Raw genomic sequence first — 25448 nt, forward strand, 5'->3', positions numbered from 1 at the left:
CGCTCAACGGAAACCCGGGCGCGCCGCTCCCCGGGACGGCTGCCAGGGTGGAGGCAGCGCGGACGGGGTGCCGCCGGCGGCGCCGTTCCCACCCCGCCGGCGGAGCGCGTCAAGGAAGGAACGAGCGGATGACCCACCCTCCGTACCTGTATCCGGGCTACAAGAGCACCGTGCTCCGCGCCCCGGCGCAGGACCTGATCATGCCGAAGCTCGGCCCGGACAGCGTCGAGCTGAGCGCGCCGGTCTTCGGCCACCAGGAGCTCGGCCGGCTGGACAACGACCTGACGGTCCAGCACTCCGGCGAGCCGCTCGGCCAGCGGATCATCGTGACCGGCCGGGTGCTGGACGGGGCGGGCCGCCCGGTGCGCGGCGCGCTGGTGGAGATCTGGCAGGCGAACTCCGCGGGCCGCTACGACCACCTGGGCGACATCCATCCGGCGCCGCTGGACCCGAACTTCACCGGCGCGGGCCGCTGCCTGACCGACGACGAGGGCCGCTACCGGTTCGTCACGATCAAGCCGGGCGCCTATCCGTGGGGCAACCACCACAACGCGTGGCGCCCCGCGCACATCCACTTCTCGGTGTTCGGCACCGCCTTCACCCAGCGGCTCGTCACGCAGATGTACTTCCCGGACGACCCGCTGTTCGCCTTCGACCCGATCTTCCAGTCGATCCCCGAGCAGAAGGACCGCGACAAGCTGATCTCGCGGTTCGACATGGATCTCACCAAGCCGGAGTGGGCATTGGGGTTCCAGTGGGACATCGTGCTCGGCGACACCCCGATGGAGGCCTGATGACGACGTCAGCGAAGACCACGCCGTCGCAGACCGTCGGCCCGTTCTTCGGGTACGCGCTGCCGTACGAGGCCGGGCCCCGGGTCGTGCCGGGCTGGCGGCCGGACGCGATCACCGTCCGGGGGCGGGTGCTCGACGGCGCGGGCGAGCCGGTGCCGGACGCGCTGCTGGAGATCTGGCAGGCCGACGGGAACGGCGAGATCCCGCGGCGTCCCGGCGGCATGGTCCGGGAGGGGCATGACTTCTCCGGGTTCGGGCGGTGCGGCACCGACCCGGCGGGCGGGTTCTGGTTCACCACGGTGAAGCCGGGCGCGGTGGGAGCGGGCGCCCCCTACATCGCGCTGCTGGTGTTCGCGCGGGGCCTGCTGAAGCCGGTGGCGACCCGGATCTACTTCCCGGAGGACGAGGCCGCGCACGCCGCCGACCCGCTGCTGGCGGAGGTCCCGGCGGACCGCCGCGGGACGCTGGTCGCCGAGCGGGAGGGCGACCGCGCCTACCGGTTCGACGTGCGGCTGCAGGGCGAGGGGGAGACGGTCTTCCTTGCCTTCTGAGACGCCGCCGTCCCCGGCGGGCGGGACGTCCGCCGACGCGGGGCTGCTGTCGCCGGTGCGCGCCGGCACGGAGGCCGAGGCCGCCACGGGCGATGCCGCGTACCTGGCGGCGATGCTGGACGCCGAGGCGGCGCTCGCCCGCGCGCAGGCGCGCCTGGAGATCATCCCGGCCGCGGCGGCGGCGGCGATCACCGCCGCCGCGGCGGCCGGCGGCATCGACGTGGCCGGCGTGGCGCGGCGCGCCCGCGGGTCCGGCAACCCCGTCGTGCCGCTGGTCGCCGACCTCCGCCGCCTCGCCGGCGCCTCCGGCGAGCACGTCCACAAGGGCGCCACCAGCCAGGACATCGCCGACACCGGCGCCATGCTCGTCGCGGCGCGGACCCGGCGGGGCCTGCTGGCCCAGCTGGACCGGACCCTGGACGCGCTGGCCGGGATCGCGGCGCGGTACCGCGACACCCCGATGGCGGCCCGCACCCTCGGCCGGCAGGCGCTGCCCACCACGTTCGGCGCGAAGGCGGCGAACTGGCTGCTCGGCTGCCTGGAGGCCCGCGAGCGGCTGGCCGCGGTCGCGCTGCCCGTCCAGCTCGGCGGCGCGGCCGGGACGCTGGACGCCTACGGCGACCGGGCGCTGGACCTGGTGGCCGCGTTCGCCGCGGAGACCGGCCTGGACGTCCCCGTCCTGCCCTGGCACACCCGCCGGACCCCGGTCGCCGACCTGGCCTCGGCGCTGGCGGTGACCGCCGGCGCCCTCGGCAAGATCGCCACCGACGTGTGGCTGCTCGCGCAGAGCGAGGTGGACGAGGTCGCCGAGGCCGCCGGCCCGGGCCGGGGCGGCTCGTCGTCCATGCCACACAAGCGCAACCCGGCGCTGTCGGCCCTGGTCCGCTCCGCGGCGCTGCAGGTCCCGGCGTACGCCCAGGTGGTGCTGGCCGCGCAGGCCGCGCCGCTGGAGCGCCCGGCGGGGGAGTGGCACGCCGAGTGGCAGCCGCTGCGCGAGTGCCTGCGGCTGACCGGCGGCGCCGCCGAGACCGCCGCCGAACTGGTCTGCGGCCTGGAGGTGTCGGCGGAGCGGATGCGCGAGAACCTCGCCGGCCTGCTGGACGTCCTCGGCGGCGACCCGGGCACCGGCGCCGCCGCCGTGCTGGCCGACCGCGCCCTCGACGCCTACCGGAGGAGCCGCGCGTGACCCCCAGCCCCCGCATCCCGCAGCACCGCCTCGACGGGCCGCCGGACGCGCCCGTCGTCGTCCTCGGCCCGTCCCTCGGCACCTCGGCGGACCTGTGGCTGCCGCAGCTGCCGGCGCTGACCCGCAGGTGGCGCGTGCTGCGCTACGACCTGCCCGGGCACGGCGGCGCGCCGCGCCCGGACGGCCCGTTCACCGTCGAGGACCTCGCCGGCGGGATCGTCGCACTGCTCGACCGCCTCGAGATCGGCGAGGCCGCGTACGCCGGGGTGTCGCTCGGCGGCGCCGTCGGCACCGCCCTCGCGCTCCGCGCCCCCGAACGCGTCGCGAGCCTCGTCCTGTGCTGTACCTCGCCGCGCTTCGGCGATCCGGGACCCTGGCGGGAACGCGCGGCGCTCGTCCGCCGCGAAGGCGTGGGCCCGGTCGCCGACACGGCCGCCGCCCGCTGGTTCACGCCCGGGTTCACCGGCGCGGAGCCGTACGTGGCGATGCTCCGCGCGACCGGCCCCGAGGGCTACGCGGGCTGCTGCGACGCGCTCGCCGCGTTCGACGCCACCGCGCGGCTCGGCGGCGTCTCCGCCCCGACCCTGGTGATCGCCGGGGCGCAGGACGGCCCGACCCCGCCGCACGGCCACGCCGACCGGCTCGCCGGCGGCATCCCGGGCGCCGGGCTGGTCGTGATCGACGGCGCCGGGCACCTGGCCAACGCCGAACGGCCGGAGCCGGTCACCGAGGCGATCATCGGCCATTTCGACCACACCTGGAAGGGACGCCAATGACCCGGCGCGGCAGCGACGAGGAACGGCACGCGCAGGGGATGCGGACGCGGCGGGAGGTGCTCGGCGACGCCCACGTCGACCGCGCGGAGGCCCGCAAGGACGCCTTCACCGAGGACTTCCAGGACCTGATCACCCGGTACGCGTGGGGCGAGATCTGGAGCCGTCCCGGCCTGGACCGCAGGACCCGCAGCTGCATCACGCTGACCGCCATGGTCGCCGGCGGCCACCTGGACGAGCTGGCGATGCACGTGCGCGCCGCGCTCCGCAACGGGCTGACCCCGGAGGAGATCAAGGAGGTCCTGCTGCAGACCGCGATCTATTGTGGAGTGCCCGCCGCGAACTCGGCGTTCGCCGTCGCCCAGCGGGTACTGGCCGAACAGGAGTGACCGGCGGGAGGGCCATGGCGGAGCGCGCGCGCCCGGTGAGCGTGGCGGGCAAGGTGATGGCCATCCTGAACGCCTTCGCCCAGGGCGACGTGCGCCTGAACCTCAGCGAGGTCTGCCGCCGCGCCGGGCTGCCGCTCGCCACCGGCCACCGGCTGGTCGGGGAGCTGGTCGGTGGCGGCTTCCTGGAGCGGGTGCCGGACGGGACGTACCGCATCGGCACCCGGCTGTGGCGGATCGGCAGCCAGGCCCCGGCCGTCACCGGGCTGCGGGAGCTGGCGCTGCCGCACATGGAGGACCTGTACGAGGCGACGCACGACAACGTGCAGCTCGCCGTGCTGCGCGAGGACCGCGTCCTGGTCGTCGAGCGGCTGCGGGGGACGCGCTCGGTGCCGGTCGTGACGCAGGTCGGCGCGACGCTGCCGCTGCACACCACGGGTGTCGGGAAGGTGCTGCTGGCGTTCGCGCCGCCGGAGTACCGGGACCGCGTGCTCGCCGCCGGCCTGGTGCGGCACGCGGCCCGCACGATCACCGACACCGGCGAGATGCGGCGCTGCCTGGAGCAGGTCCGCCGCTCGGGGTACGCGCTGACCCGCGACGAGATGACGCTCGGCGCCTCGTCGGTCGGCGCCCCCGTCCGCGACGGGACGGGCGAGGTGGTGGCGGCGCTGTCGCTGGTCGCCCGCACCCGCAGCGCCGACCTGCGGCGGCTGCTGCCGCCGCTGACGACGGCGGCGCGGGCGCTGTCGCGCGACGTCGCCCAGCACTGGCGCGGACACCCGGAGACGTTTTCCACCGAGCGGAAGACCGGCGCCTGAACCTGCGGGTACGCGCGCCAGCATCGCAGGGGGGACACCCCGAGAACGGATGACGAGGAGGCTCGATGCGTACCCAGGTCGCGATCATCGGCGGTGGCCCGGCCGGGCTGCTGCTGTCGCATCTGCTGCACCTGCAGGGGATCGATTCGGTGGTCCTGGAGAGCCGCGACCGCGGCTACGTGGAGCGGCGGCAGCGCGCCGGGATGCTCGAGCAGGGCACCACGGACGTGCTCCGCGAGAGCGGGGCGGGGGAGCGGCTCGACCGCGAGGGCCTCGTCCACCACGGTCTCGAACTGCGGTTCGGCGGTGCGGGGCACCGGATCCCGCTGACCGACCTGTCGGGCCGGACGGTGACGGTCTACGCGCAGACGGAGATCGTCAAGGACCTGGTCGCCAAGCGCCTGGCGGACGGCGGCGACGTGCGGTTCGAGACCGAGGTGGTGGGCATCGACGCGTCGGCGCCCAGCGTCACGTTCCGGGACGGCGGCGGCGCGACGCACACCCTGGAGTGCGACTACATCGCGGGCTGTGACGGGTTCCACGGCGTCAGCCGCCCGGCGGTGCCGGGGCTGCGGACGTTCTCCCGCGAGTACCCGTTCGCCTGGCTCGGCATCCTCGCCGACGTGCCGCCGTCCACCGAGGAGCTGATCTACGCCCACCACGACCGCGGGTTCGCGCTGCACAGCCTGCGGTCCCCGGAGGTCAGCCGGCTCTACCTGCAGGTGTCCCCGGACGAGGACATCGCGGACTGGTCCGACGCGCGGATCTGGGACGAGCTCGCGGCCCGGTTCGCCACCGACGACGGGTGGAAGCTGCACGAGGGCCCGATCACCGACAAGTCGATCACGCCGATGCGCAGCTTCGTGGCCGAGCCGATGCGGCACGACCGGCTGTTCCTCGCCGGCGACGCGGCCCACATCGTCCCGCCGACCGGCGCCAAGGGCCTGAACCTGGCGGTGTCCGACGTGATCGTGCTGGCCAGGGCCCTGACCGAGCGGTACGCGACGGGCTCGGGCACCCTGCTGGACGCGTATTCCGCGACGTGCCTGCGGCGGGTGTGGCGGGCCGAGCACTTCTCCTACTGGATGACCACGCTGCTGCACGTGGATCCGGCCGCCGACGACTTCGAGCTGCGGCTCCAGCGCTCGCACCTGGACTACGTCGCCTCGTCGGAAGCCGCCAAGACGTCGCTGGCCGAGAACTACACCGGCCTCCCGCTCGGTTAGACCTCCTGCGGACGGGCGCGTGCGGCGGTGAACGGCGCGCGGCCCGGATGTGTTCCCCCTGCCGATGAGATGCACATCACGCAAGCTGGCAGTGCCTGAAATTTTGCCGGACACGCAAGTTCGGTTTACCGTGAGGGCATGACCGAGACGAGCCTGCGCGAGCGCAAGAAGGTCGCGACGCGCCAGGCGCTCAGCCGCGCCGCCGCCCGCCTCGCCGTCGAACGCGGCGTCGAGGGCGTCACGATCGAGGCGGTCGCCGACGCGGCCGGGGTCTCCCCGCGCACGTTCCACAACTACTTCCCGGGCAAGGAAGAGGCGATCGTCGCGCCGTTCACCGACGGCGCGCAGGCCGTGATCGACGCCCTGCGCGCCCGCCCGGCGGCCGAGCCGATCTGGGACGCGCTGCGCGAGGTCGTCCGGGAGGCCCTGCTGCCGACCGACACCCGGGACGAGACCATCGCGCTGCTGCGCGTGGTCAAGCAGAACCCGGCGCTCGTCGGCAAGCAGCTGTGCGGCCTCGGCGAGATGCAGCGGCAGATCGCCGAGGTCGTCGCCGCGCGCACCGGCACCCACGCCGGCCGCGACCTGTACCCGCACCTGCTGGCCGGGGCGGCGGGCGTCGCCATGCGCACCGCCCTCGACCTGTGGGTGGACGGGCGGACCGGGGCCGAGCTCCCCGAACTGATCGACTCGGCGTTCGCCCAGCTGAGCGCCGGGCTGCCGGGCCCCTAGGCCGGGCGCTCCCGACCCCCGCGCCGGGACGCCGCCAGGCGGCGCGGGGGCCCCGACACGGCGGCCACCACCCCCCACCACCCCTTGACCGAAGTGACAGCCCGACGGCCGGCCGCCGTGGGGCCACGTCCGCACGCCCCGTTACCGATGGGACGCTCTCTTGGCCACCTTCCTCTACCGGCTCGGCCGGTTCTCCTTCCGGCGGCGTCGGCTGGTCGCACTGCTCTGGGTGGGGCTGCTCGTGCTCTTCGGCGTCGGCGCCGCCACCCTCAAGGGGCCGACCTCCAACGACTTCTCGATCCCCGGGACCGAGTCGCAGCAGGCGATCGACCTGCTCAAGGACCGGATGCCGCAGGCGTCGGCGGACGGCGCGACCGCCCGCGTCGTGTTCGCCGCGCCCGACGGCAGGACCGTGACCGACCCGGCCGGCAAGGCGGGCGTCGAGAAGGTCGTCGCCAGGCTGAAGACCGCGCCGCAGGTCGCCTCCGTCGTCGACCCGTACCAGGCCAAGGCCGTCTCGCAGGACGGCCGGATCGCCTACACGCAGGTCACCTACAAGGTGTCGGCGATCGACATCACCGACGCGGCGCGCGACGCGCTGACCGCGGCCGCCCAGCCGGGCCGCGACGCCGGGCTCCAGGTGGAGATGGGCGGCGACGCCACCGAGGCGATGCCCGAGCAGAGCGCCACCGAGGTGATCGGCGTCGCGATCGCCGCGGTCGTCCTGATCATCACGTTCGGGTCGCTGATCGCCGCCGGGCTGCCGCTGCTGAACGCCATCCTCGGCGTCGGCATCGCGATGGCCGGGATCACCGCGGCGACCGGGCTGTTCGAGATGAGCTCGATGACCTCGACGCTCGCGCTGATGCTCGGGCTCGCCGTCGCGATCGACTACGCGCTGTTCATCGTCTCCCGGTACCGGCACGAGCTGCGGGAGGGACGCACCGGCGAGGAGGCCGCGGGACGCGCCGTCGGGACCGCCGGATCGGCGGTGGTGTTCGCCGGCCTGACCGTCGTCATCGCGCTGGCGGGCCTCGCCGTCGTGGACATCCCGATGCTCACCGAGATGGGGCTCGCCGCCGCGTTCGCCGTGGTCGTGGCCGTCCTCATCGCGCTCAGCCTGCTGCCCGCGCTGCTCGGCTTCGCCGGCCGCAAGGTGCTCGGCGGCTGGATCCCGTTCCTGCGCGGCGGCGCCTCCCGGCGCGGCCGGGCGGGCTTCGGCGAGCGGTGGGCCCGGTTCATCGTCCGCCGCCCGCTGCCGGTGCTGCTGCTCGCCATCGTCGGCATGGGCGTGATCGCGCTGCCGGCGCTGGACCTGCGGCTCGGCATGCCCGGCGACGAGGTCGCCTCGCCCGCCACCACGCAGCGCAAGGCCTACGACCTGCTCGACAAGGGCTTCGGCCCCGGCTTCAACGGCCCGCTCATGGTCGTCGTGGACGGCGGCGAGGCGCAGGCCGCCGGGCAGCGGTTCGCCGGCGAGATCAAGGCGCTGCCGGACGTCGCCGCCGTGTCGCAGCCGCAGGCGAACCCGGCGGGGGACACCGCGGTGCTGACCGTCGTCCCGAAGAGCGGCCCGAGCACGGCGCAGACCGAGGACCTGGTCTCGGCGATCCGCGACAAGGGCGGCGTGCTGAAGGCGGAGACCGGCGCGAGCGCCATGGTGACCGGGCAGACCGCGATGGCGATCGACGTGTCGGCCAAGCTCAGCGGGGCCCTCGCGCCCTACCTCGGGCTCGTCGTCGGCCTCGCGTTCATCCTGCTGATGCTGGTGTTCCGGTCGCTGCTGGTCCCGCTGAAGGCCACGCTCGGCTTCCTGCTCACCGTCGCGGCCACCTTCGGCGCCGTCGTCGCGGTGTTCCAGTGGGGCTGGCTGTCGGGGCTGTTCGGCGTCGACACGACGGGCCCGATCATGAGCATGATGCCGATCTTCATGATCGGCGTGGTGTTCGGGCTGGCCATGGACTACCAGGTCTTCCTGGTCACCCGGATGCGCGAGGAGCACGTGCACGGCGCCGCCCCCGGCGAGGCCGTGGTCACCGGGTTCCGGCACGGCGCCCGCGTCGTCACCGCCGCCGCGGTGATCATGATCGCGGTGTTCGCCGGGTTCCTGTCCTCCTCCGAGTCGATGATCAAGATGATGGGCTTCGCGCTGGCGGCCGGCGTCGCCTTCGACGCCTTCGTCGTCCGGATGACGATCGTCCCGGCCGTCATGGCCCTGCTCGGCCGCGCCGCCTGGTGGCTGCCGGGATGGCTCGCGCGCGTCCTGCCCAATGTGGACGTCGAAGGTGAGAGGCTTCGGCATCTGCTCCGTGACGGACAGGGCGACGGCCGCGGCGACGGCGCCGGCGGCGCGCCGCGCCCCGGCGAGGGCGAGCGCGAGCTCGACCCGGCCGTGACCTGATCCAGGGCCCGGGCCGTCCTCCGCGCGGGGACGGCCCGGGCCGTTCCCGCAGCCGCCCGCTCGCCCGAGCGCGGCGGACCCGCCCGCCAAAGGACAGCAACATGAGCCTCCTCGAACAGCCGTCCCGGCCGGTCTCGCCGTTCGCGCGGCTGCGCAGACCGGGGCGGCCGGAGAGGGGGAGGCCGGGCGGGCGGCCCGGCGCCGTCCGCGAGCTCGTGCTGATCGCGGTGCTGTTCACCGTCTACAAGCTCGGCCGGCTGCTGGCCAACGACCGGGTGGGCGAGGCGTTCGGCAACGCGCACCGGATCTGGGACATCGAGCGGGCCCTCGACCTGCCGAGCGAGCTGCACGTCCAGCACGAGCTGCTGCACAGCCAGTTCCTGGTGCACGTGGCCAACTGCTACTACGCCTACGTCCACTTCCCGGCGATGGCGCTGTTCCTGCTCTGGATCTACCTGCGCAGGCCCGGGCACTACCGGTGGATCCGCCGGGTACTGGTAGCGCTGACGGCCGGGGCCCTCGCGCTACACCTGCTCGTCCCGCTGGCGCCGCCGCGGATGCTCCCCGCCACCGGCCTGATCGACACCGCCACCCGCTTCGGCCCCTCGGTGTACGGGTCGCCGCAGCACGACACGATGGCGAACCAGTACGCGGCGATGCCGTCGCTGCACATCGGCTGGGCCGCGATCATCGCGATCGGGCTCGTCCTCACCTGCCGGACGCGGTGGCGATGGCTGTGGCTGCTGCACCCCGTCCTCACCATCGCCGTCGTCGTCAGCACCGCCAACCACTACTGGATGGACGGGATAGTCGTGCTGGCGCTGCTGGCCGTCGCCGTCCTGCTGCTGCGGCCCCCCGTGCCCGCCCGGACCCCCGGCGGGACCCGCGCGGAACCGGGCGCGCCCTAGCCGGCGCGGGTCAGGGCGCCGCCGGCTCGGCGCCGAGCGTGTCGAGCAGCTCGACGACCGGCTGCAGCTTCTCGTACAGCAGCAGCACCGGCTCGCCCGGCCCGGCCATGTCCAGCGCCGAGGTCAGCGCCCCCTTCAGGTCGCCCGCCGGATGGTGCAGCACGCCCGGCCGGCCCTCCCGCAGCCCCTGGACGATCAGCCGGGTCATCTCGCCCGAGCGGCGGCCGCGCAGGTCCTCGTCCTCGTAGACGACGACGCGGCCGAACGCCCCCGCCAGCGCCCGGGCGGTCTCGGCGACGAGCTCGTCGGACCGGTCGCCGGGCAGCGTCGCGGCGGCCACGCCGCCCTCGCCCCAGCGCGCCCGCACGAACGCGCCGACCGCGGTGACCGCCGCCGGGTTGTGCGCGTAGTCGACCAGCACCGGGTTGTCGCCGACCCGGTACACGCAGCCGCGCCCCGGGTTGCGCGTGTGCGGCTCGAAGGTGCGCAGCGCCTCGGCGGCGACGTCGACGGAGACGCCCAGCGCGCGGGCCGCGGCCAGCGCCGCCAGCGCGTTCGCGACCACGTGCCCGGCGCGCCCGCCGTACGCGCCCGCGATCTCCTCCACCGGCAGCACCCGCGTGCGGCGACCGCCGCGCGCCTCGGTCAGCCAGCCGTGCTCGACGCAGTAGCCGGTGCCGCCGTCGCGCAGATGCCGGGCGAGCACCGGCGCGTCCGCCGACATCGCGAAGTAGCACAGCCGCGGGTCGCGGCGCCGCACCGCGGGCCGGTCGGCCAGGCCGGCGGCCGGCGCGTTCTCGGCGTTGAGGACCAGGTGGCCGCCGCGGTGGATCTCCTCGGCGACGAGCGCCTTGATGTCGACCAGGTCGTCCACCGACTCGGTGCCGTCCATGCCGAGGTGGTCGCGGGTGACGTTGGTGACGACCGCGACGTCGGCGCGGTCGTAGCCGAGACCGCGCCGGACGATCCCGCCGCGCGCCGTCTCCAGCACCGCCGCCTCCACCGACCGGTCGCCCAGCACGATCTCCGCCGAGCGCGGGCCGGACGCGTCCGACCGGTGGACCAGCCGGCCGCCTATGTACACGCCCTCGGTGCTGGTCATGCCGGTGCGCACGCCGCCCAGCTCCAGCATGTGCGCGATCATCCGCACGACGGTGGTCTTGCCGTTGGTGCCGGTCACCGACACGACCGGGACCCGCGACGGCGTCCCCGGCGGGTACATCAGGTCGATGATGTCGCCCGCCACGTCCCGGCCCTCGCCCTCGTGCGGGGCGAGGTGCATCCGCAGCCCCGGCGCGGCGTTGACCTCCAGGATCGCGGCGGCGCCGCGCTCGGCGGGCAGCGGCGAGCCGATGTCGGGCAGCCGCAGGTCGAGGCCGCACACGTCCATCCCGACGGTCCCGGCGGCGCGCACGCACATCGCGGCGACCTCGGGGTGCACGTCGCCGGTCACGTCCCGGCTGGTGCCGCCGGTGGACAGGTTCGCGTTGCGGCGCAGCCACACGGTCTCGCCGTCGGCGGGCACCGCGTCCGGGCCGTGGCCCTGCCGGGCCAGCAGCGCCAGCTCGGTCGCGCCGAGCGCCAGCCGGGTCAGCGGCCGGTCGTGGCCCTCGCCGCGCGCCGGGTCGGCGTTGACCCGCTCGACCAGCTCCGCGACCGTGGACGTCCCGTCGCCGGTGATCCGCGCGGCGGTCAGCTCCGCCGCCGCCACCACGCGCCCGCCGACCACCAGCACCCGGTAGTCCCGCCCCGGGATGTAGGACTCGACGAGGACGCCGCCGTCACCGGACCGGCCCTCCCCTCCCGTCGCCGACGCGAACGCCGCCACCACCTCCGGCGGCTCCGACAGCTCGATGTGCACGCCCTCGCCCTGGTGCCCCGACAGCGGCTTGACCACCACCGGCGCGCCGATCTCCCGCAGCGCCGCCAGCGCCTCGGCGGGCGAGGCCGCCACCCGGCCCTCCGGCACCGGGACGCCCGCGTCCGCCAGCACCCGGTGCGCCAGCCGCTTGTCCGCCGCGATCTCCATCCCGATCGCGGACGTGCCGTCGGTCATCGCCGCCCACACCATCCGGCGGTGCCGCCCGTACCCGAGCCGCAGCAGGTTCAGGCCGCCGACGCGGCGGACCGGCACGTCGCGCGCGCGGGCCGCGCGGGCCAGCGCGGCCGTGCTCACCCCGAGCCGGCCGGCCTCGTACTCGGCGGCGATCGGGGCCAGATCCGGCGCCGGATCGGGGACCGACCCGGCGAGCGCCGCGGTCACCGTCCGCACCGCCAGCTCGATCAGCTTCTCCACCACGGCCGTGCCGGACGGCTCGTCGCGCGGGCACTCCAGGATCACCTCGTAGTCGCCGGGGCCGCCCGCGCGGACCGTCCGGCCGAAGTACACCTCCCGGCCGATCAGGCCGGACAGCTCCAGCGTCACGTGCTCGGTGACGTGGCCGAAATAGGTGCCGCGGGCCATCGCGTCCAGCAGCCCGCCCGGCCGGCCGGCCGAGCAGTGGTGCGCGCGCAGCCCCGGCAGCGCCGCCACCAGCCGCTCGGCGAAGCCGGGATGGTCGGTGGTCTCGTGGCCGGTCAGGCCCTGCAGGTCGAGCCGCGCGACGGCGACGGGACGGTTCAGATAGACGTTCGGGCCGCCGATGCGGCGCACATGGTCGAGCCGCACGGCTAGTCCTCCCCGGGCCCGCGCATCGTGCCGATCGCCGGCAGCCGGTCGTTCATCTGGAACGAGCACCCGGCGGGCAGCAGGTGCAGGGAGACGTCGAGCATCGCCATCGGCTCGTCGTCGGAGGCCGCGTAGGCGACCGTCGCCTGGCCCGCGTCGACGACGGTGACGACCCCGGTGCCGACCACCGTGAACTGCCCGTCGCCCACCACGATCGCGGTGTCCTCGTCTATCCCCACGCCGAGCAGCCGGGTGTCCAGCGCGATGCCGCTGAGCAGCCTCGGCAGCCGCCCCCGCTCGTTGAAATGCATGTCGATCAGCACGTTGTCCAGCAGCGCGAGGCCCGGCCCTACCTTCACGCTGGACGCGGCGACCTCGTGGCCGTGACCGCCCAGGATCATCCAATGGCCCATCGCGGTCGCTCCGGCGCTCGTCCCGGCGATCACCAGGCCCTCCTCCCGCAGCCGGCGCTTGAGCAGCTCGTTGGTCCGCGACCCGACCAGGGTCCGGATCCGCGACTGGTCGCCGCCGCTGAACAGCACGCCGGTCGCCGAGTCGAGCGCGCGCAGCGTCGCGGCGCCGTCGGCGGCGGCGCGGCCGAGCAGCCGCAGCTCCCGCACCGACGGCACGCCGAGCCGCCCGAACACGGCGGTGTACTCCTCGGCGACCTCCTCGGGAACCTCGGTCGCAGTCGTCACCACCACGATCCGCGCGTCCTCGGCGCCGGCCAGCTCGACGAACGTCTCCAGGGGCCCGGACCCGCAGGTCCGGTTCTCCGCCCCGCCTATGATCAGCAGCCGGCCCTTGCGTCCGGCGTCCCCGCTCTTATCCCTCACACCTATCCGACTACCCTTGATCACTCCGGGTAGTCTCGCGATCGCGACACGTGGCCGCCCCGGGGTCTCGCACCGCTTCCCGGCGTCCGCTGGAGCATCCCGGCGGCTGTGTCATGCTGGGCGGATGAGCGGCAGCTCTGTCCCCCCGAACGGCCGTCCCGCCCCGGGGCCCGCGCGGCGCCCGGCCGGACCCGCCGCCGCGCTCGCCGCGGCGTCCGCGCACTACCTGCGGGGCGAGCCGATCGACATGTCCGCGCTCGCCGCCGAGCTGGGCGTCGGCCGCGCCACCCTCTACCGCTGGGTCGGCAGCCGGGAGCAGCTGCTCGGCACCGTGCTGGCGGAGATGACCGAGCGCACCTACCGGGTCGCCGCGCGCGGGGTGCGCGGCACCGGGCCGGAGCGGATCCTCGCGGTGCTGGAGCGCTTCATGCGGGCGGTGGTGGACGCCGCGCCGCTCCAGGCGTTCACCGAGCGCGAGCCCCGGCTGTTCATCCGGCTCGCCACGATGCCGGGCACCATCGAGGACCGCGCGACCGAGCTGCTGACCCGGGAGCTGCAGCGGGAGACCGACCGCGGCGCGCTGGCGGTGCCGCTGCCGACCCGGACGCTCGCCCAGGCCGTCGTCCGCATCGCCGACTCGTTCATGTACGCGCACTACCTCGGCGGGAACCGGCCGGAGATCGAGCAGGCGCTCGAGGTCGTGGAGCTGCTGCTGCGGCCCTGCCGGCACGACGCGCCCGCCGGCCCGGGCCGCCGGCCGCGCGACGGCGAGGGAATCTCCGAGCCCGTCTGAGCGCTGATGTTTTTAGCGGGAATGACTATTTCGTGGCATAAGTCCGCCATGAGAGGCTGGAGATCATTGGACGCGCTGTCGAACGAGGGACGGTCGGGCCGTGAGTGACATACCCCGCCGCGCGGTGACGCGGACCGCGAAGCTGGCCGCGCTGCCGCTCGGCTTCGCCGGGCGCACCGCCCTCGGGTTCGGCAAGCGCACCATCGGCCGGCCCGCCGAGGCCGTCGCGCTCGAGGTGCAGCGCCGGACCGCCGAGCAGCTGTTCTCGGTGCTCGGCGAGCTCAAGGGCGGCGCGATGAAGGTCGGGCAGCTGCTGTCGATCTTCGAGGCCGGGCTGCCGGAGGAGGTCGCCGGCCCGTTCCGCGCGAGCCTCACCCGGCTCCAGGAGGCCGCGCCGCCGATGCCCGCCGCGACCACGCACAAGGTCCTCGCCGAAGGGCTCGGCGCGGACTGGCGGGACCGGTTCGCCGAGTTCGACGACCGGCCGGCCGCCGCCGCGTCCATCGGCCAGGTGCACAGGGCCGTCTGGCACGACGGGCGGGCCGTCGCCGTCAAGGTCCAGTACCCGGGCGCCGCCCAGGCTCTGATGAGCGACTTCAACCAGATCTCCCGGCTCAGCCGCGTCATCACGCCGCTGTTCCCCGGTATCGAGGTCAAGCCGGTGGTCGCCGACCTCAAGCGGCGGCTGCAGAAGGAGCTCGACTACGTCGACGAGGCCCGCGCCCAGACCGCCTTCCACGACGCCTACGCCGGCGATCCCGACTTCGTCGTCCCGGCGGTCGTCGCGCAGTCGGGGAACGTCCTGGTCACCGAGTGGCTGGAGGGCACCCCGCTCGCCAAGGTGATCACCGAGGGGAGCCAGCAGGAGCGCGACCGCGCCGGACTGCTGCTGTTCCGCTTCCTGCTGTCCGGCCCGTCCCGCTGCGAGATGATCCACATCGACCCGCACCCGGGCAACTTCCGGCTGCTGGCCGACGGCCGACTCGGCGTCATGGACTTCGGCGGCGCCGCCCACGTCCCGGACGAGCTGCAGTGGTCGATCGGGCGGCTGCTGCGCATCGGCACGCTCGGCGACCCGGACGAGATCGTCGACGCGCTGTGGGAGGAGGGCTTCCTCGCGCCGGACGCGGAGGTCGACCCCGAGGAGGTGGCCGCGCTGGTCACCCCGCATGCCGCCCCGTTCGCCGTCGGCCGGTTCCGCTACACCCGCGAATGGATGCGCGAGCAGACGTCCCGCGGCCTCGGCCTCGCCGCCGACATGCGGCCGGGCGCGCTCGCCCGCCAGTTCCGGCTGCCGCCGCAGTACCTCGCGGTCAGCCGCGCCCTCGCCGGCGGCGGCGGCGTGCTCTGCCAGCTGGAGGCGGAGGGCGACTACCGCGCCGAGGCCGAGCGCTGGCTCCCCGGCTTCGCCGACGGCGACGGCCCCGACCTCGGCGACGAGACCGCGGTCACCGCCTGACCCGCCCGGCGAGCGACTGACCCGCCCGGCGAGCGGCCGACCCGCCCGGCGGGCGGAGGCCGCCGGTCAGGAGAGGGCCTTGGCCTCTTCCTCCTCGACCTCGCGGTTCCAGTCGCGCTTGCTGGACTGCCAGCCGTCCTCGTCGCGGCCGCGGCGCCAGTAGCCGGAGATCGACAGCTGCTCCAGCGGCAGGCCGCGGTCGACCCGCAGGTGGCGGCGGAGCGTCTTGACGAAGCCGGCCTCGCCGTGCACGAACGCGTGCACCTCGCCGTCGGGGAAGTCGAGCTTCTGGACGGCCTCGACCAGCAGCTCGCCGACCTGCCGGCCGTCGCGGTGCAGCCAGACGATCTCGGTGCCGGCCGGAGCGCGCAGGTCCTGCTCCTCCGCGGGCCCGGCCACCTCGATGAACACCCGGGCGGGCGCCCCCTCGGGGATCCGCTCGAGGGAGGCGGCGATCGCGGGCAGGGCGCTCTCGTCGCCGGCCAGCAGGTGCCAGCCCGCCTCGGCGCGGGGCGCGTAGGCGCCGCCGGGGCCGTTGAAGAAGATCTCCTCACCCGGCCGCGCGCTCGCCGCCCACGGCCCGGCGATGCCCTTGTCGCCGTGGTGGACGAAGTCGATGGTCAGCTCGACGGCCTCGGGATCCCACGCCCGCACGGTGTAGGTCCGGACGCTCGGCCACTGGTCGCGCGGCAGCTCGGCGCGGACCGTCTCCATGTCGAAGGGCTCGGGGTAGGCCACGTCCGGACGCGGGAACAGCAGCTTCACGTAGTGGTCGGTGAACGCGCCGGCGCCGAACCCGCGGAGGCTCTCGCCGCCGAGCACCACGCGGATCATGTGCGGGGTGAGGCGCTCGGTGCGCAGCACCGTCCCCCGGTTGAGCTTGCGCCCCTTGCGTACCGGTTCCGTTGCCATGCGGACCTCCGCTGAGTCGATCAGTGCTAATAAGGTAACCCTAACCTCTGACGCGTCAGGATTGTTCCGCGAGACCCGCCCGGGGCCTGCGGCACGGGTCTCGGGGCTAACGGCGGAACCCGCGCCGGGGTACGGTCTGCGGGGCGGCTCCCTCTGCGCACGGGACGGGTGAGGCGGTTGGCGGTCAGCAGGCAGACGATGACGGACGAGCAGCGCAAGTCGGTCGCGCTGGAGTACCTCAAGGGATTCGACAACGGCGGCGTGACCTCGGACGGCTCCCCGCTGCTGGACCTGTTCGCCGACGACGCGCAGGTCTACTTCCCGAAGTGGGGGCTGGCGACCGGCAAGGACGCGATCGGGCGGATGTTCGGCGACGTCGGCGCGACGATCAGGTCCATCGAGCACCACTACGCCACGTTCAACTGGGTCTTCTCCGGCGGGGACACGCTGGTGGTCGAGGGGACCAGCCACGGCGAGCACCGGGACGGGCCCTGGCGGGCGGGCGTGCCCGAGTGGGGCGCCGGCCGGTGGTGCGACGTCTTCGAGATCCGCGACTGGAAGATCCAGCGGGTCTTCATCTACCTGGATCCGGACTACGCGAGCGGCGACACGGACCGTTATCCCTGGCTGAAGGGCTAGGGGCGCCGAGCAGGGCGTGGCAGGGGCCACACGCCCGCCATATATTTCACGAGTAAATTACTTGTTAAGCTTTAGGGGTGAGCGAGAAGAGCATCGGCGCGGCGGCCGTCCGGATCCGGCCGCTTCCGCTGCGCGGCGTCCTGACGATCGGGAGGGCCGCCGACATCTGGCACAAGGCGGCGCTGAGCGCGCCCATCGCGTTCGCCGTCCCCGCGCTGGTCCTGCTGGCGCTCGGCCGGCTCGACCTCGTGCTCTACACCTCCGCCGGGGCGCTGTGCGCGATCTACTCGCACGGCGAGCCCTACGCCTCCCGCGCCCGCTTCATGGCGTGGGTGGTGCTCGGCATGCTCGCGAGCGTGGGCATCGCGCTGGTCACGGCGGCGACGACCGACTCCACCGCGATCCGCGTCGCGGTCGGCGCGCTGCTCGCCGCCGCGCACAAGACCCTCTGCGACGCGGCGCGCACCGGCCCGCCCGGCGGCCTCATCCTCACCTTCGTCGCGGCGAGCTGCCTGTTCGTCCCGCACCAGCGGCTCGCCGACGTCCCGTTCCACCTGGCCCTCGGTCTGGCCGGCGGCGCGGTCGCCTGGCTGGTGGCCATGGCGCCCAGCCTCGTCCGCCCGGACGGCCCGGAGCGGACGGCGGCGGCCCGCGCCCTGGAGGCCGCGGCCCGGCTCGCCGCCGCCGGGCCCGGCGGCGCGGCGCGGGCCCGCCACGACGCGGCCGCCGCGATCAACGCCGCCTGGCACGCGCTCCTGCGGGCCGGTGCGCGGACCCCGGCCCGCGCCGCGAACCGCCGCGCCCTCGAACGCCTCGTCGCGCACGCCGGGACGGTCGTCGCCGGGGCCCCGGACGACCCCGGCCGGCTCGCCGGCTGGGCCGCGGACCTGCGCCGCAACCGGCCCGTGCCCAGGCCGCCCGCCCGACCCGGGGAGGACGACGAGCTCGCGGGGATCGCCGCCGAGCGCGCCGCCGCGCCGCGCGGGGTCCGCGGCGTGCTGGAGGCGCTGCGGCCCGGGTCGCCGCTGCTGCCCATCGGCGCGCGCGTCGCCGTCGGCGCCGCGCTGGCCGGCTGGGCGTCGGCGGCGCTCGGCGTGGGCCGCCCCTACTGGGCGGTCGTGACCGCCGCCGCCATCTTCCAGGCCAACATCACGCTCAGCTGGCGCCGCGGCCTCCAGCGCGCCGTCGGCAACCTGGCCGGTCTCGCGCTGTTCACCGTCCTGCTCCCGACGACGCGCGCGGGCGGTTTCGCGCTGGTCGCCGCCGTGATGGCGCTGCAGTTCTGCACCGAGGCGACCATGGCCCGCAACTACTGGCTCGGTAGCGTGTTCGTGACGCCGATGGCGCTGCTCATGGTCGAGATGGCCGGTCTCCAGCCCGCCGGGCGGCTGGCGGGCGAGCGCTGGCTGGACACCTGCGTGGGCGTGGCCGCCGGGCTGCTGAGCTGCGCGCTCGTCCCCAACCGCCGCGCCTCCGGCCGGATCGGCGCCGCGCTCGACCGGTTGGACGCCGCGACGGCCGCCGCCCGCACGCTCGGCGCCGCCGCCGCGGACCCGCCGCAGCTTGCGAGGGCGCGCGAGCGTCTCACGTCCGCGCTGGTGGAACTGCGCGACGCGGTCGACGTCGCGTCCGGCGAATGGTGGCAGGGCGCGCTGCCCGAGGAGCGGGTCGAGCGGGCCGAACGCGAGGGGCACCGGGCGCTCGCCGCCCTCGCGCCCGCACGCGCCCCCGCACGCGCCCCCGCGTGCCGCGCGGCGTGACGGGCGTACGATCACCCGGACGGGACGCAGATGTGACAGCGCCGAGGGGGAGCCGGGCGTGGAGGACGTGGTCGCCGAGGTGATCCGGCAGTGGCGGGCCGTCCACCCCGGGCTGGACACCGCCCCGCTGGCGGTGATCGGGCGGATCACCCGCTGCGCCGCGCTGCTGCAGCAGGCCGAGGAGGGCCCGCTGAGCCGCGAGGGCCTCGTCCGGGCGGAGTTCGACGTGCTGACCGCGCTGCGCCGGCTCGGGCCCGGCGTCACCCCGACCCGGCTCGCCCGCGAGACGTTCTCCTCCGGCGCCGCGGTGACCAAGCGGGTCCGCCGGCTCCAGGAGCGCGGCCTGGTCGAGCGCCGCCCCGACGAGCGGGACCGGCGCGTCCAGCACCTGGCGCTCACCGGGGACGGGCGGGCGCTCATCGACCGGATCATGCCGGAGCAGGTCGGCTACGAGTCCGCGCTGCTGTCGGGGCTGCCGGAGCAGCGGCGCGAGGAGCTGGCGGGCGCGCTCGCCGAGCTGCTCGTCGTCCTGGAGGGAAGGCTCGGCGGGCTGATCGGATAGCGCACCGCTTCGGCCCGCGGAACCGGCCGTCCCGGTGGCTCGCGGAGGCCCTTCCGGACGCCGACCGGCCCCGGTCCGTGTAGCGGCCGCCCGCCGGGGAAGGAACGCGGACAGTGATCATTTCTGTACCGTGCGTCACACCCGGAGGAGGAGAGATGACCGCGCCCCCGACAGGCCGGAGGCTCCCGGAGATCGTCGTCGAGATGTCCGCGGAGTTCGCCGGGACGCTCATCCTCATCCTGTTCGGCGTCGGCGTCGTCGCCCAGGCCGTCGCGGGCAGCGGCCTCGGGGATCCGCAGAGCCTCGGCGGCCACGACGCCATCGCGTGGGCCTGGGGCATCGCGGTCACGCTCGGCGTCTACGTGTCGGCGCGGCTCAGCGGCGGGCACCTGAACCCGGCGGTGACCGTCGCGCTGGCCGTCTTCAAGGGCTTCGCCTGGCGCAAGGTGATCCCGTTCATCTTCGCCCAGTTCCTCGGCGCGTTCGTCGCGGCGCTGATCGTCCGCTGGGACTACAGCGAGATCCTGCACAAGTTCGACCCGGGGCACACCGCCAAGAGCCAGTTCGTGTTCTCCACCATGCCCGGCAACGGCTCGCTGCCGATCCACACCTGGGGCGCGTTCCGCGACCAGGTCATCGGCACGGCGATCCTGCTGTTCCTGATCCTCGCGCTCACCGACCTGCGCAACTCGCCGCCGCTGGCCAACATGGCGCCGCTCATCATCGGCCTGGTCGTGGTCGCGATCGGGATGGCGTTCGGGGCGGACGCCGGGTACGCGATCAACCCCGCACGCGACTTCGGGCCGCGCCTGGCGCAGTTCGTCACCGGCTACCACGGCGCCTGGCGGGACCAGTACGGACAGCTGTACTTCTGGGTGCCGATCGCCGGGCCGCTGATCGGCGGCGTGCTGGGCGCCGGCCTGTACCTGCTGTTCATCGGCCGGCACATCCCGGAGGAGGGCCCCGGGGGCGTCAAGCCGAGGCCCGAGTACGACGTTGAGTGACGGGCGCTTCCCGTCCCCGCGCAGAAAGGCAGAGCCCGCATGGCCGACTTCGTCGGAGCGCTCGACCAGGGCACCACCAGCACCCGGTTCATGATCTTCGATCACGGCGGCAACGAGATCGCCCGCCACCAGCTCGAGCACGAGCAGATCCTGCCGCGGGCCGGCTGGGTCGAGCACAACCCCACCGAGATCTGGGAACGCACCCGCGCGGTCGTCCAGACGACGCTGAACAAGGCGAACCTGCACCACGACGACCTGGCGGCGTTCGGGATCACCAACCAGCGGGAGACGACGCTGGTGTGGAACCGCCGCACCGGGCGCCCGTACTACAACGCGATCGTCTGGCAGGACACCCGCACCGACCGCATCGCCTCGGCGCTGGAACGCGACGGCCGGGGCAAGACGATCCGGCACCGCGCCGGCCTTCCGCCTGCCACGTACTTCTCCGCCGGCAAGGTCCAGTGGATCCTGGAGAACGTCGACGGGGTGCGGGAGGCGGCGGAGAAGGGCGACGCCGTCTTCGGCAACATGGACACCTGGGTGCTGTGGAACCTGACGGGCGGGACGGACGGGGGCGTGCACGTCACCGACGTCACCAACGCCAGCCGGACCATGCTGATGGACCTGGAGACCCTGGACTGGGACGACGAGCTGCTGTCGTTCTTCGGCATCCCGCGCTCGATGCTCCCGGAGATCAGGCCGTCGTCGGCGCCCGACCCGTACGGCGTGACGCGGGCGAACGGCCCGCTCGGCGGCGAGGTGCCGCTGACCGGCATCCTCGGCGACCAGCAGGCCGCCACCGTCGGCCAGGTGTGCTTCGCGCCCGGCGAGGCCAAGAACACCTACGGCACCGGCAACTTCCTGTTGCTCAACACCGGTGAGGAACTCGTCCGCTCCAAGGCGGGAATGCTCACGACCGTCTGCTACAAGTTCGGCGACCACCCGACGGTGTACGCGCTGGAGGGCTCGATCGCGGTGACCGGGTCGGCGGTGCAGTGGCTGCGCGACCAGCTCGGCATCATCTCCGGCGCCGCCCAGAGCGAGAACCTGGCCCGGCAGGTCGAGGACAACGGCGGCGTGTACTTCGTCCCCGCGTTTTCGGGCCTGTTCGCGCCGTACTGGCGGTCGGACGCGCGCGGCGCCATCGTCGGGCTGTCGCGCTTCAACACCAACGCCCACCTGGCCCGCGCCACCCTCGAATCCATCTGCTACCAGTCCCGGGACGTCGTCGAGGCCATGCGCGAGGACTCCGGCGTCTCACTGGACGTGCTGAAGGTCGACGGCGGCGTGACGGCGAACGAGCTGTGCATGCAGATGCAGGCCGACATCCTCGGCGTGCCGGTGTCGCGCCCGGTGGTCGCCGAGACCACCGCGCTCGGCGCCGCCTACGCCGCCGGCCTCGCCGTCGGGTTCTGGGACACCACCGACGAGCTGCGCCGGAACTGGAACGAGGACAAGCGCTGGCTGCCCACCTGGGGCGACGAGCAGCGCGAGAAGGGCTACGCCGGCTGGAAGAAGGCGGTCGAGCGCACCTACGGCTGGGTGGACGTCGACTGAGTGAACTGGGCGCGGATCTCGTCGATCGTCCGCAGGATCGCGACGGTCTCGTCCAGCGGCATCAGCGGCGATTCGGTGAGGCCGGCGCGCAGGCAGCGCGCCACCTCCTGCGCCTGGTAGGTGTACCCGTGCCCCTCGATGTCCGCGGTGAGGACCTCGGGGTCGCCACCGGCCCGCACGACCGTCATCGACGCGGGACGGTAGAACGGGGACGCGACGTCGATGCGGCCCCGCGTCCCGACGACGGTCGCGGCGTGCGGCGAGTCGCCCATCAGGCCGCAGTGCAGCAGCGCCACCGCGCCCGAGGCGTAGCCGAGCAGGACACCGGTGTTGGCGTCCACCCCGGTCGGCGCGGGCGCCGCGGTGGCCTGCACGGACGCGGGCGCGCCGAGCAGCGGCCAGGTGAACGACAGCGGGTAGCAGCCGAGGTCGAGCAGCGCGCCGCCGCCCAGCTCGGGGGACCACAGCCGGTGCTCGGCCTCGAACGCCGCCGCGATGGAGAAGTCGGCGTACACGGCCGTCACGTCACCGATGGCGCCCTCGGAGACCAGGTCGCGCAGCCGCCGGCTGAGCGGGCTGAACCGCGTCCACATGGCCTCCATGGCGAACAGGCCGCGCTCGCGGGCGAGCGCCGCCAGCTTCTCGGCGTCGGCGGCGCCGGTGGTGAACGGCTTCTCCACCAGCACGGCCCGGCCCGCCTCCAGGCACCGCCGCGCCGGCTCGTAGTGCATGGGGTGCGGTGTGGCGACGTACACCACGTCGACGCCGTCGTCGTCGGCGAGCTCGGCGTAGGAGCCGTGCGCCCGGGGGACGCCGTACCGCTCGGCGAACGCGGCGGCGGTGCCGTGCGAGCGCGAGCCCACGGCGACGACCTCGTGGTCGGGCAGGCGCAGCACGTCCTCGGTGAACACGGCGGCGATACCGCCCGTGCCCAGGATCCCCCAGCGCAGCGGTGAGTCGGTCATGGGCCGATCGTACGGGGTGGCGGTCCTTCACCGCGCCGCCGAGATGATCTAGCATCCGCCGGGACAGCGCCGTCACCGGCCGGTCACCGTCCGTGCCGGCCCGCCCGAGAGGAACCCCATGAACCGACGACTCACCGGAGCCGCCGCCGCGACGATCGCCGTCGCCGGCGCGGCCGTGCCGGCCGCCCCGGGGGCCGCCGCCGTGCGGCCGGAGGCGGTGCGGCCGGAGCCGGCGCGGACGTCCGGGCCGGCCGGCCGCGGCGAGGTCGACTTCACCGGGATCGTCGCGCTCAGCAACTGCTCGGGCTCCCTCGTGCGGGGGCCGCGGTCGCGCGACTCCGACCGGGCCCTGGTCCTGACCAACGGCCACTGCCTGGAGGGCGGGATGCCCGAGCCGGGGCAGGTCGTCGTCGACCGGCCGTCCGCCCGGACGTTCACGCTCCTCGACCGGACGGGCCGCACGGCGCTCGGCACGCTGAAGGCGACCCGCGTCGAGTACTCCACCATGACCGACACCGACGTGACCGTGTACCGGCTGGACGAGAGCTACGCCGCCATCCGCAAGCGGTACGGCGCCCCGGCGCTGCCGCTGTCGACCGCCAGGCCGCACGACGGCACCGAGATCCGGGTCGTGTCGGGCTACTGGAAGGCGGTCTACGGCTGCAAGATCGACGGGACCGTCCACCGGCTCCGGGAGGCCGGATGGACCTGGAAGGACTCCATCCGGTACGCGCCGCAGTGCAAGACGGTCCACGGCACGTCCGGCTCCCCGGTCGTCGACGCCAGGACGCGCCAGGTGGTCGCCGTCAACAACACCGGCAACGACGACGGTGAGCGCTGCACGCTGAACAACCCGTGCGAGGTCGACCGGAAGGGGAACGTGACCGTGCGGCACGGCACCCACTACGCCCAGCAGACCTACCTGCTCGCCCGCTGCCTCGGCAAGGGCGGCGACGTGGTGCTGAGCAGGTCCTGCGCCCTGCCGCGGCCCTGACCCGCGTCAGCCCTCCGCGAGCAGGCCGCCGCGCAGCCGCTCGAGCGTCGCGCGCAGCAGCCGGGACACGTGCATCTGCGACAGCCCGACCTGCTCGGCGATCTGCGTCTGCGTCTTGTTGCCGAAGAAGCGCAGCAGCAGGATCGTGCGCTCCCGCTCGGGCAGCTCGTCGATCAGCGGCCGGAGCGCGTTGCCGTCGATGAGGTTCTGCAGGGCGGGGTCGTCGGAGCCGAGCCGCTCGCCGACCGTCGCCGCGTCGCCGCCGGCGCCGCCGTCCGCCGGGGCCTCCAGCGACAGCGGCCGGTAGGCGTCGCAGGCGACGATGACCTCGACCGTCTCCTCCTCGGTGATCTCCAGGAGCGCGGCGATCTCGCGCGTCGTGGGGGAGCGGCCGTGCGCGCGGGTGAACTCCTGGACGGTGCTCTGCAGCACCGGGCGGAGCTCCTGGATGCGCCGCGACACCCGCACGCCCCACGTCTTGTCCCGGAAGTGCCGCTTCACCTCGCCCGTCACCACCGGGTAGGCGTAGGTGACGAACCGGTCGCCCACCTCGGGGTCGAACCGGTTGATGGCCTTGACCAGCCCCAGGTAGGCGACCTGCTGCAGGTCGTCCAGCGGTTCCCCCCGGTTGGCGTACCGGCGCGCGATGCCCCGCACGAGCGGGACGTGCATCTCCACGATCCGCGCCCGCAGCGCCTCGCGCCGCGGGTCGTCGTCCGCCAGCCGGTTCATCTCGGCCAGCAGCAGCTCCGCCTGACCGTCCCCGAACCGGGGAGACCGGTCGTCAGGTGGGGCGGAGCCGGACGGACGCGCCGACGTCATGGGGGTCGCCCTCCTTCGCTGTCGGGGCCGGCGAGAGTCGGAGGCGCTGATCGCTTCGGCTGCGACCTCCTTACCCGGCGATCCGCCCCTCACACCGGGGACCGGCGTCCGCGCAGGCCGAGGGGGAATCGAGTGCGGAGAGCGGGGAACAGGGGGCGCATGGCGCTCGAGGAGATCACCACCCTGGACCGGCTCGCCGAACTGCTGGAAGCACGGCCCCGGTTGTTCGTCCGCTGGTCGGCCGGGCCCGAGGCCGACCTGTCCGCCCCCAACAGCACGGACGGGCTGACGGGCGCCGAACTGCCGGGGCTGTCGGCGAACCCGCTCGCCGTCGAGCCCTGGTGGGGCGACCGGTCCACCGTCCTGTGGGTGGCCCGCCGGCTGCACGACTACTCCCACCTGAAGCGGGCGCGCGCCGAGGGCGTCCGGCCGTGGGTGCTGGAGGGCGAGGAGGTCGGCCGCGGCCCCGACAACGAGCCCCTGGTCGCCCGCGTGGCGCCGGTCGCCCTCGTCGGCAAGCAGGTCCTCGACGAGGCCACCGGCGTCATCGAACGCGAGAGGCGCGGCGTCTGGGGGCCGCTGGACCGCGAGCACCCCTGACGGGCGCCCGTGCGGACGCGCCCGTGCGGACGCGCCCGTGCGGACGCGCCCGTGCGGACGCGCCCGTGCGGACGCGCCTGCGCGGAGGTCGCCCGTGTAGAG

The 25448-nt window shown here is 74.6% G+C and carries 24 protein-coding genes; 19 read left to right on the forward strand and 5 right to left on the reverse strand.

Annotated elements, in window-relative coordinates:
* Positions 1-128 precede the first annotated feature (128 nt).
* The 10 genes from pcaH (at position 129) to ACA514_RS09155 (ending at position 9775) form a co-directional block, all read left to right on the forward strand.
* Positions 129-794 (forward strand): protocatechuate 3,4-dioxygenase subunit beta, encoded by a 666-nt coding sequence (gene pcaH, locus ACA514_RS09110; protein WP_344276653.1) that lies wholly within the window; start codon positions 129-131, stop codon positions 792-794.
* Positions 794-1345, forward strand: coding sequence for a protocatechuate 3,4-dioxygenase subunit alpha (pcaG, locus tag ACA514_RS09115; RefSeq protein WP_375040582.1), 552 nt, complete (start codon positions 794-796; stop codon positions 1343-1345). The genes pcaH and pcaG overlap by 1 nt, the downstream gene beginning before the upstream one ends.
* Positions 1335-2531 carry a 3-carboxy-cis,cis-muconate cycloisomerase gene (pcaB, locus tag ACA514_RS09120; RefSeq protein WP_375040583.1) on the forward strand — a complete coding sequence of 399 codons (1197 nt, stop codon included), beginning with the start codon at positions 1335-1337 and terminating at the stop codon, positions 2529-2531. Before pcaG ends, pcaB begins: the two co-directional genes overlap by 11 nt.
* Positions 2528-3307, forward strand: coding sequence for a 3-oxoadipate enol-lactonase (pcaD, locus tag ACA514_RS09125; protein ID WP_375040584.1), 780 nt, complete (start codon positions 2528-2530; stop codon positions 3305-3307). Before pcaB ends, pcaD begins: the two co-directional genes overlap by 4 nt.
* Entirely contained in the window at positions 3304-3693 is a 390-nt protein-coding gene (gene pcaC, locus ACA514_RS09130; RefSeq protein ID WP_375040585.1) for a 4-carboxymuconolactone decarboxylase, read from the forward strand. The genes pcaD and pcaC overlap by 4 nt, the downstream gene beginning before the upstream one ends.
* A 14-nt stretch (positions 3694-3707) precedes the next feature.
* Complete coding sequence (locus tag ACA514_RS09135; RefSeq protein ID WP_375040586.1) at positions 3708-4508, forward strand: IclR family transcriptional regulator; 801 nt, start codon at positions 3708-3710, stop codon at positions 4506-4508.
* Between the two features lie 65 nt (positions 4509-4573).
* Positions 4574-5734 (forward strand): 4-hydroxybenzoate 3-monooxygenase, encoded by a 1161-nt coding sequence (locus ACA514_RS09140; RefSeq protein ID WP_375040587.1) that lies wholly within the window; start codon positions 4574-4576, stop codon positions 5732-5734.
* A gap of 138 nt (positions 5735-5872) precedes the next feature.
* Positions 5873-6466 (forward strand): TetR family transcriptional regulator, encoded by a 594-nt coding sequence (locus ACA514_RS09145; RefSeq protein ID WP_375040588.1) that lies wholly within the window; start codon positions 5873-5875, stop codon positions 6464-6466.
* 160 nt (positions 6467-6626) lie between these two features.
* The gene (locus ACA514_RS09150) at positions 6627-8867 is read left to right on the forward strand and encodes an MMPL family transporter (RefSeq protein WP_375040589.1); all 2241 of its coding nucleotides are present in this window, start codon (positions 6627-6629) and stop codon (positions 8865-8867) included.
* Positions 8868-8968: 101 nt separating this feature from the next.
* Positions 8969-9775 (forward strand): phosphatase PAP2 family protein, encoded by an 807-nt coding sequence (locus ACA514_RS09155; protein ID WP_375040590.1) that lies wholly within the window; start codon positions 8969-8971, stop codon positions 9773-9775.
* A 10-nt stretch (positions 9776-9785) separates the two neighbouring features.
* Here ACA514_RS09155 and cphA read toward each other — a convergent pair whose 3' ends face one another.
* Together cphA and ACA514_RS09165 are read right to left on the reverse strand one after the other, a co-directional pair.
* Complete coding sequence (gene cphA, locus ACA514_RS09160; RefSeq protein ID WP_375040591.1) at positions 9786-12443, reverse strand: cyanophycin synthetase; 2658 nt, start codon at positions 12441-12443, stop codon at positions 9786-9788.
* A gap of 2 nt (positions 12444-12445) precedes the next feature.
* Positions 12446-13279, reverse strand: coding sequence for a cyanophycinase (locus tag ACA514_RS09165; protein ID WP_375040592.1), 834 nt, complete (start codon positions 13277-13279; stop codon positions 12446-12448).
* Positions 13280-13403: 124 nt separating this feature from the next.
* On the opposite strand from ACA514_RS09165, the gene ACA514_RS09170 reads away from it, so the two are divergent.
* Together ACA514_RS09170 and ACA514_RS09175 are read left to right on the forward strand one after the other, a co-directional pair.
* On the forward strand, positions 13404-14072 hold the full coding sequence (locus ACA514_RS09170) for a QsdR family transcriptional regulator (protein ID WP_375040593.1): 669 nt from the start codon (positions 13404-13406) through the stop codon (positions 14070-14072).
* A gap of 100 nt (positions 14073-14172) precedes the next feature.
* Positions 14173-15531: an ABC1 kinase family protein gene (locus ACA514_RS09175; protein WP_375040594.1), complete on the forward strand. Its 1359-nt coding sequence runs from the start codon at positions 14173-14175 to the stop codon at positions 15529-15531.
* Between the two features lie 66 nt (positions 15532-15597).
* Here ACA514_RS09175 and ACA514_RS09180 read toward each other — a convergent pair whose 3' ends face one another.
* On the reverse strand, positions 15598-16443 hold the full coding sequence (locus ACA514_RS09180; RefSeq protein WP_375040595.1) for a siderophore-interacting protein: 846 nt from the start codon (positions 16441-16443) through the stop codon (positions 15598-15600).
* Positions 16444-16641: 198 nt separating this feature from the next.
* Here ACA514_RS09180 and ACA514_RS09185 point away from each other — a divergent pair, with 198 nt between their 5' ends.
* From ACA514_RS09185 to glpK, 5 genes are all read left to right on the forward strand, one after another.
* The gene (locus ACA514_RS09185) at positions 16642-17082 is read left to right on the forward strand and encodes a nuclear transport factor 2 family protein (RefSeq protein WP_375040596.1); all 441 of its coding nucleotides are present in this window, start codon (positions 16642-16644) and stop codon (positions 17080-17082) included.
* Between the two features lie 77 nt (positions 17083-17159).
* The gene (locus tag ACA514_RS09190; RefSeq protein ID WP_375040597.1) at positions 17160-18842 is read left to right on the forward strand and encodes an FUSC family protein; all 1683 of its coding nucleotides are present in this window, start codon (positions 17160-17162) and stop codon (positions 18840-18842) included.
* Between the two features lie 58 nt (positions 18843-18900).
* Positions 18901-19404: a MarR family winged helix-turn-helix transcriptional regulator gene (locus ACA514_RS09195; protein WP_375040598.1), complete on the forward strand. Its 504-nt coding sequence runs from the start codon at positions 18901-18903 to the stop codon at positions 19402-19404.
* 155 nt (positions 19405-19559) lie between these two features.
* Positions 19560-20408, forward strand: coding sequence for an MIP/aquaporin family protein (locus ACA514_RS09200; RefSeq protein ID WP_375040599.1), 849 nt, complete (start codon positions 19560-19562; stop codon positions 20406-20408).
* Between the two features lie 39 nt (positions 20409-20447).
* A complete protein-coding gene (gene glpK / locus ACA514_RS09205; RefSeq protein ID WP_375040600.1) occupies positions 20448-21965 on the forward strand; it encodes a glycerol kinase GlpK in 1518 nt (505 codons plus the stop codon).
* Here glpK and ACA514_RS09210 read toward each other — a convergent pair.
* Positions 21941-22930 (reverse strand): Gfo/Idh/MocA family protein, encoded by a 990-nt coding sequence (locus ACA514_RS09210; RefSeq protein ID WP_375040601.1) that lies wholly within the window; start codon positions 22928-22930, stop codon positions 21941-21943. The genes glpK and ACA514_RS09210 overlap by 25 nt on opposite strands.
* Before the next feature lie 118 nt (positions 22931-23048).
* On the opposite strand from ACA514_RS09210, the gene ACA514_RS09215 reads away from it, so the two are divergent.
* Positions 23049-23924 (forward strand): serine protease, encoded by an 876-nt coding sequence (locus ACA514_RS09215; RefSeq protein ID WP_375040602.1) that lies wholly within the window; start codon positions 23049-23051, stop codon positions 23922-23924.
* Between the two features lie 6 nt (positions 23925-23930).
* On the opposite strand, the gene ACA514_RS09220 is transcribed toward ACA514_RS09215, so the two are convergent.
* Positions 23931-24746, reverse strand: a complete 816-nt coding sequence (locus tag ACA514_RS09220; RefSeq protein WP_375040603.1) for a SigB/SigF/SigG family RNA polymerase sigma factor — start codon at positions 24744-24746, stop codon at positions 23931-23933.
* A gap of 159 nt (positions 24747-24905) precedes the next feature.
* On the opposite strand from ACA514_RS09220, the gene ACA514_RS09225 reads away from it, so the two are divergent.
* Complete coding sequence (locus ACA514_RS09225) at positions 24906-25346, forward strand: DUF6098 family protein (protein WP_375040604.1); 441 nt, start codon at positions 24906-24908, stop codon at positions 25344-25346.
* The last annotated feature ends 102 nt before the right edge of the window (positions 25347-25448 follow it).

It is taken from the genome of Actinomadura sp. NTSP31, assembly GCF_041951385.1.
GTDB classification, from domain to species: domain Bacteria; phylum Actinomycetota; class Actinomycetes; order Streptosporangiales; family Streptosporangiaceae; genus Spirillospora; species Spirillospora napierensis.

What these genes read in the sequence shown, in the direction of transcription:
- ACA514_RS09220 (WP_375040603.1), bottom strand. Translation starts at nt 24,746, where the DNA reads ATGACGTCGGCGCGTCCGTCCGGCTCCGCCCCACCTGACGACCGGTCT.
- pcaG (WP_375040582.1), top strand. Translation starts at nt 794, where the DNA reads ATGACGACGTCAGCGAAGACCACGCCGTCGCAGACCGTCGGCCCGTTC.
- pcaH (WP_344276653.1), top strand. Translation starts at nt 129, where the DNA reads ATGACCCACCCTCCGTACCTGTATCCGGGCTACAAGAGCACCGTGCTC.
- ACA514_RS09200 (WP_375040599.1), top strand. Translation starts at nt 19,560, where the DNA reads ATGACCGCGCCCCCGACAGGCCGGAGGCTCCCGGAGATCGTCGTCGAG.
- ACA514_RS09185 (WP_375040596.1), top strand. Translation starts at nt 16,642, where the DNA reads ATGACGGACGAGCAGCGCAAGTCGGTCGCGCTGGAGTACCTCAAGGGA.
- ACA514_RS09180 (WP_375040595.1), bottom strand. Translation starts at nt 16,443, where the DNA reads ATGGCAACGGAACCGGTACGCAAGGGGCGCAAGCTCAACCGGGGGACG.
- ACA514_RS09210 (WP_375040601.1), bottom strand. Translation starts at nt 22,930, where the DNA reads ATGACCGACTCACCGCTGCGCTGGGGGATCCTGGGCACGGGCGGTATC.
- ACA514_RS09215 (WP_375040602.1), top strand. Translation starts at nt 23,049, where the DNA reads ATGAACCGACGACTCACCGGAGCCGCCGCCGCGACGATCGCCGTCGCC.
- pcaC (WP_375040585.1), top strand. Translation starts at nt 3,304, where the DNA reads ATGACCCGGCGCGGCAGCGACGAGGAACGGCACGCGCAGGGGATGCGG.
- ACA514_RS09170 (WP_375040593.1), top strand. Translation starts at nt 13,404, where the DNA reads ATGAGCGGCAGCTCTGTCCCCCCGAACGGCCGTCCCGCCCCGGGGCCC.
- ACA514_RS09135 (WP_375040586.1), top strand. Translation starts at nt 3,708, where the DNA reads ATGGCGGAGCGCGCGCGCCCGGTGAGCGTGGCGGGCAAGGTGATGGCC.
- glpK (WP_375040600.1), top strand. Translation starts at nt 20,448, where the DNA reads ATGGCCGACTTCGTCGGAGCGCTCGACCAGGGCACCACCAGCACCCGG.
- ACA514_RS09145 (WP_375040588.1), top strand. Translation starts at nt 5,873, where the DNA reads ATGACCGAGACGAGCCTGCGCGAGCGCAAGAAGGTCGCGACGCGCCAG.
- ACA514_RS09140 (WP_375040587.1), top strand. Translation starts at nt 4,574, where the DNA reads ATGCGTACCCAGGTCGCGATCATCGGCGGTGGCCCGGCCGGGCTGCTG.
- ACA514_RS09225 (WP_375040604.1), top strand. Translation starts at nt 24,906, where the DNA reads ATGGCGCTCGAGGAGATCACCACCCTGGACCGGCTCGCCGAACTGCTG.
- ACA514_RS09155 (WP_375040590.1), top strand. Translation starts at nt 8,969, where the DNA reads ATGAGCCTCCTCGAACAGCCGTCCCGGCCGGTCTCGCCGTTCGCGCGG.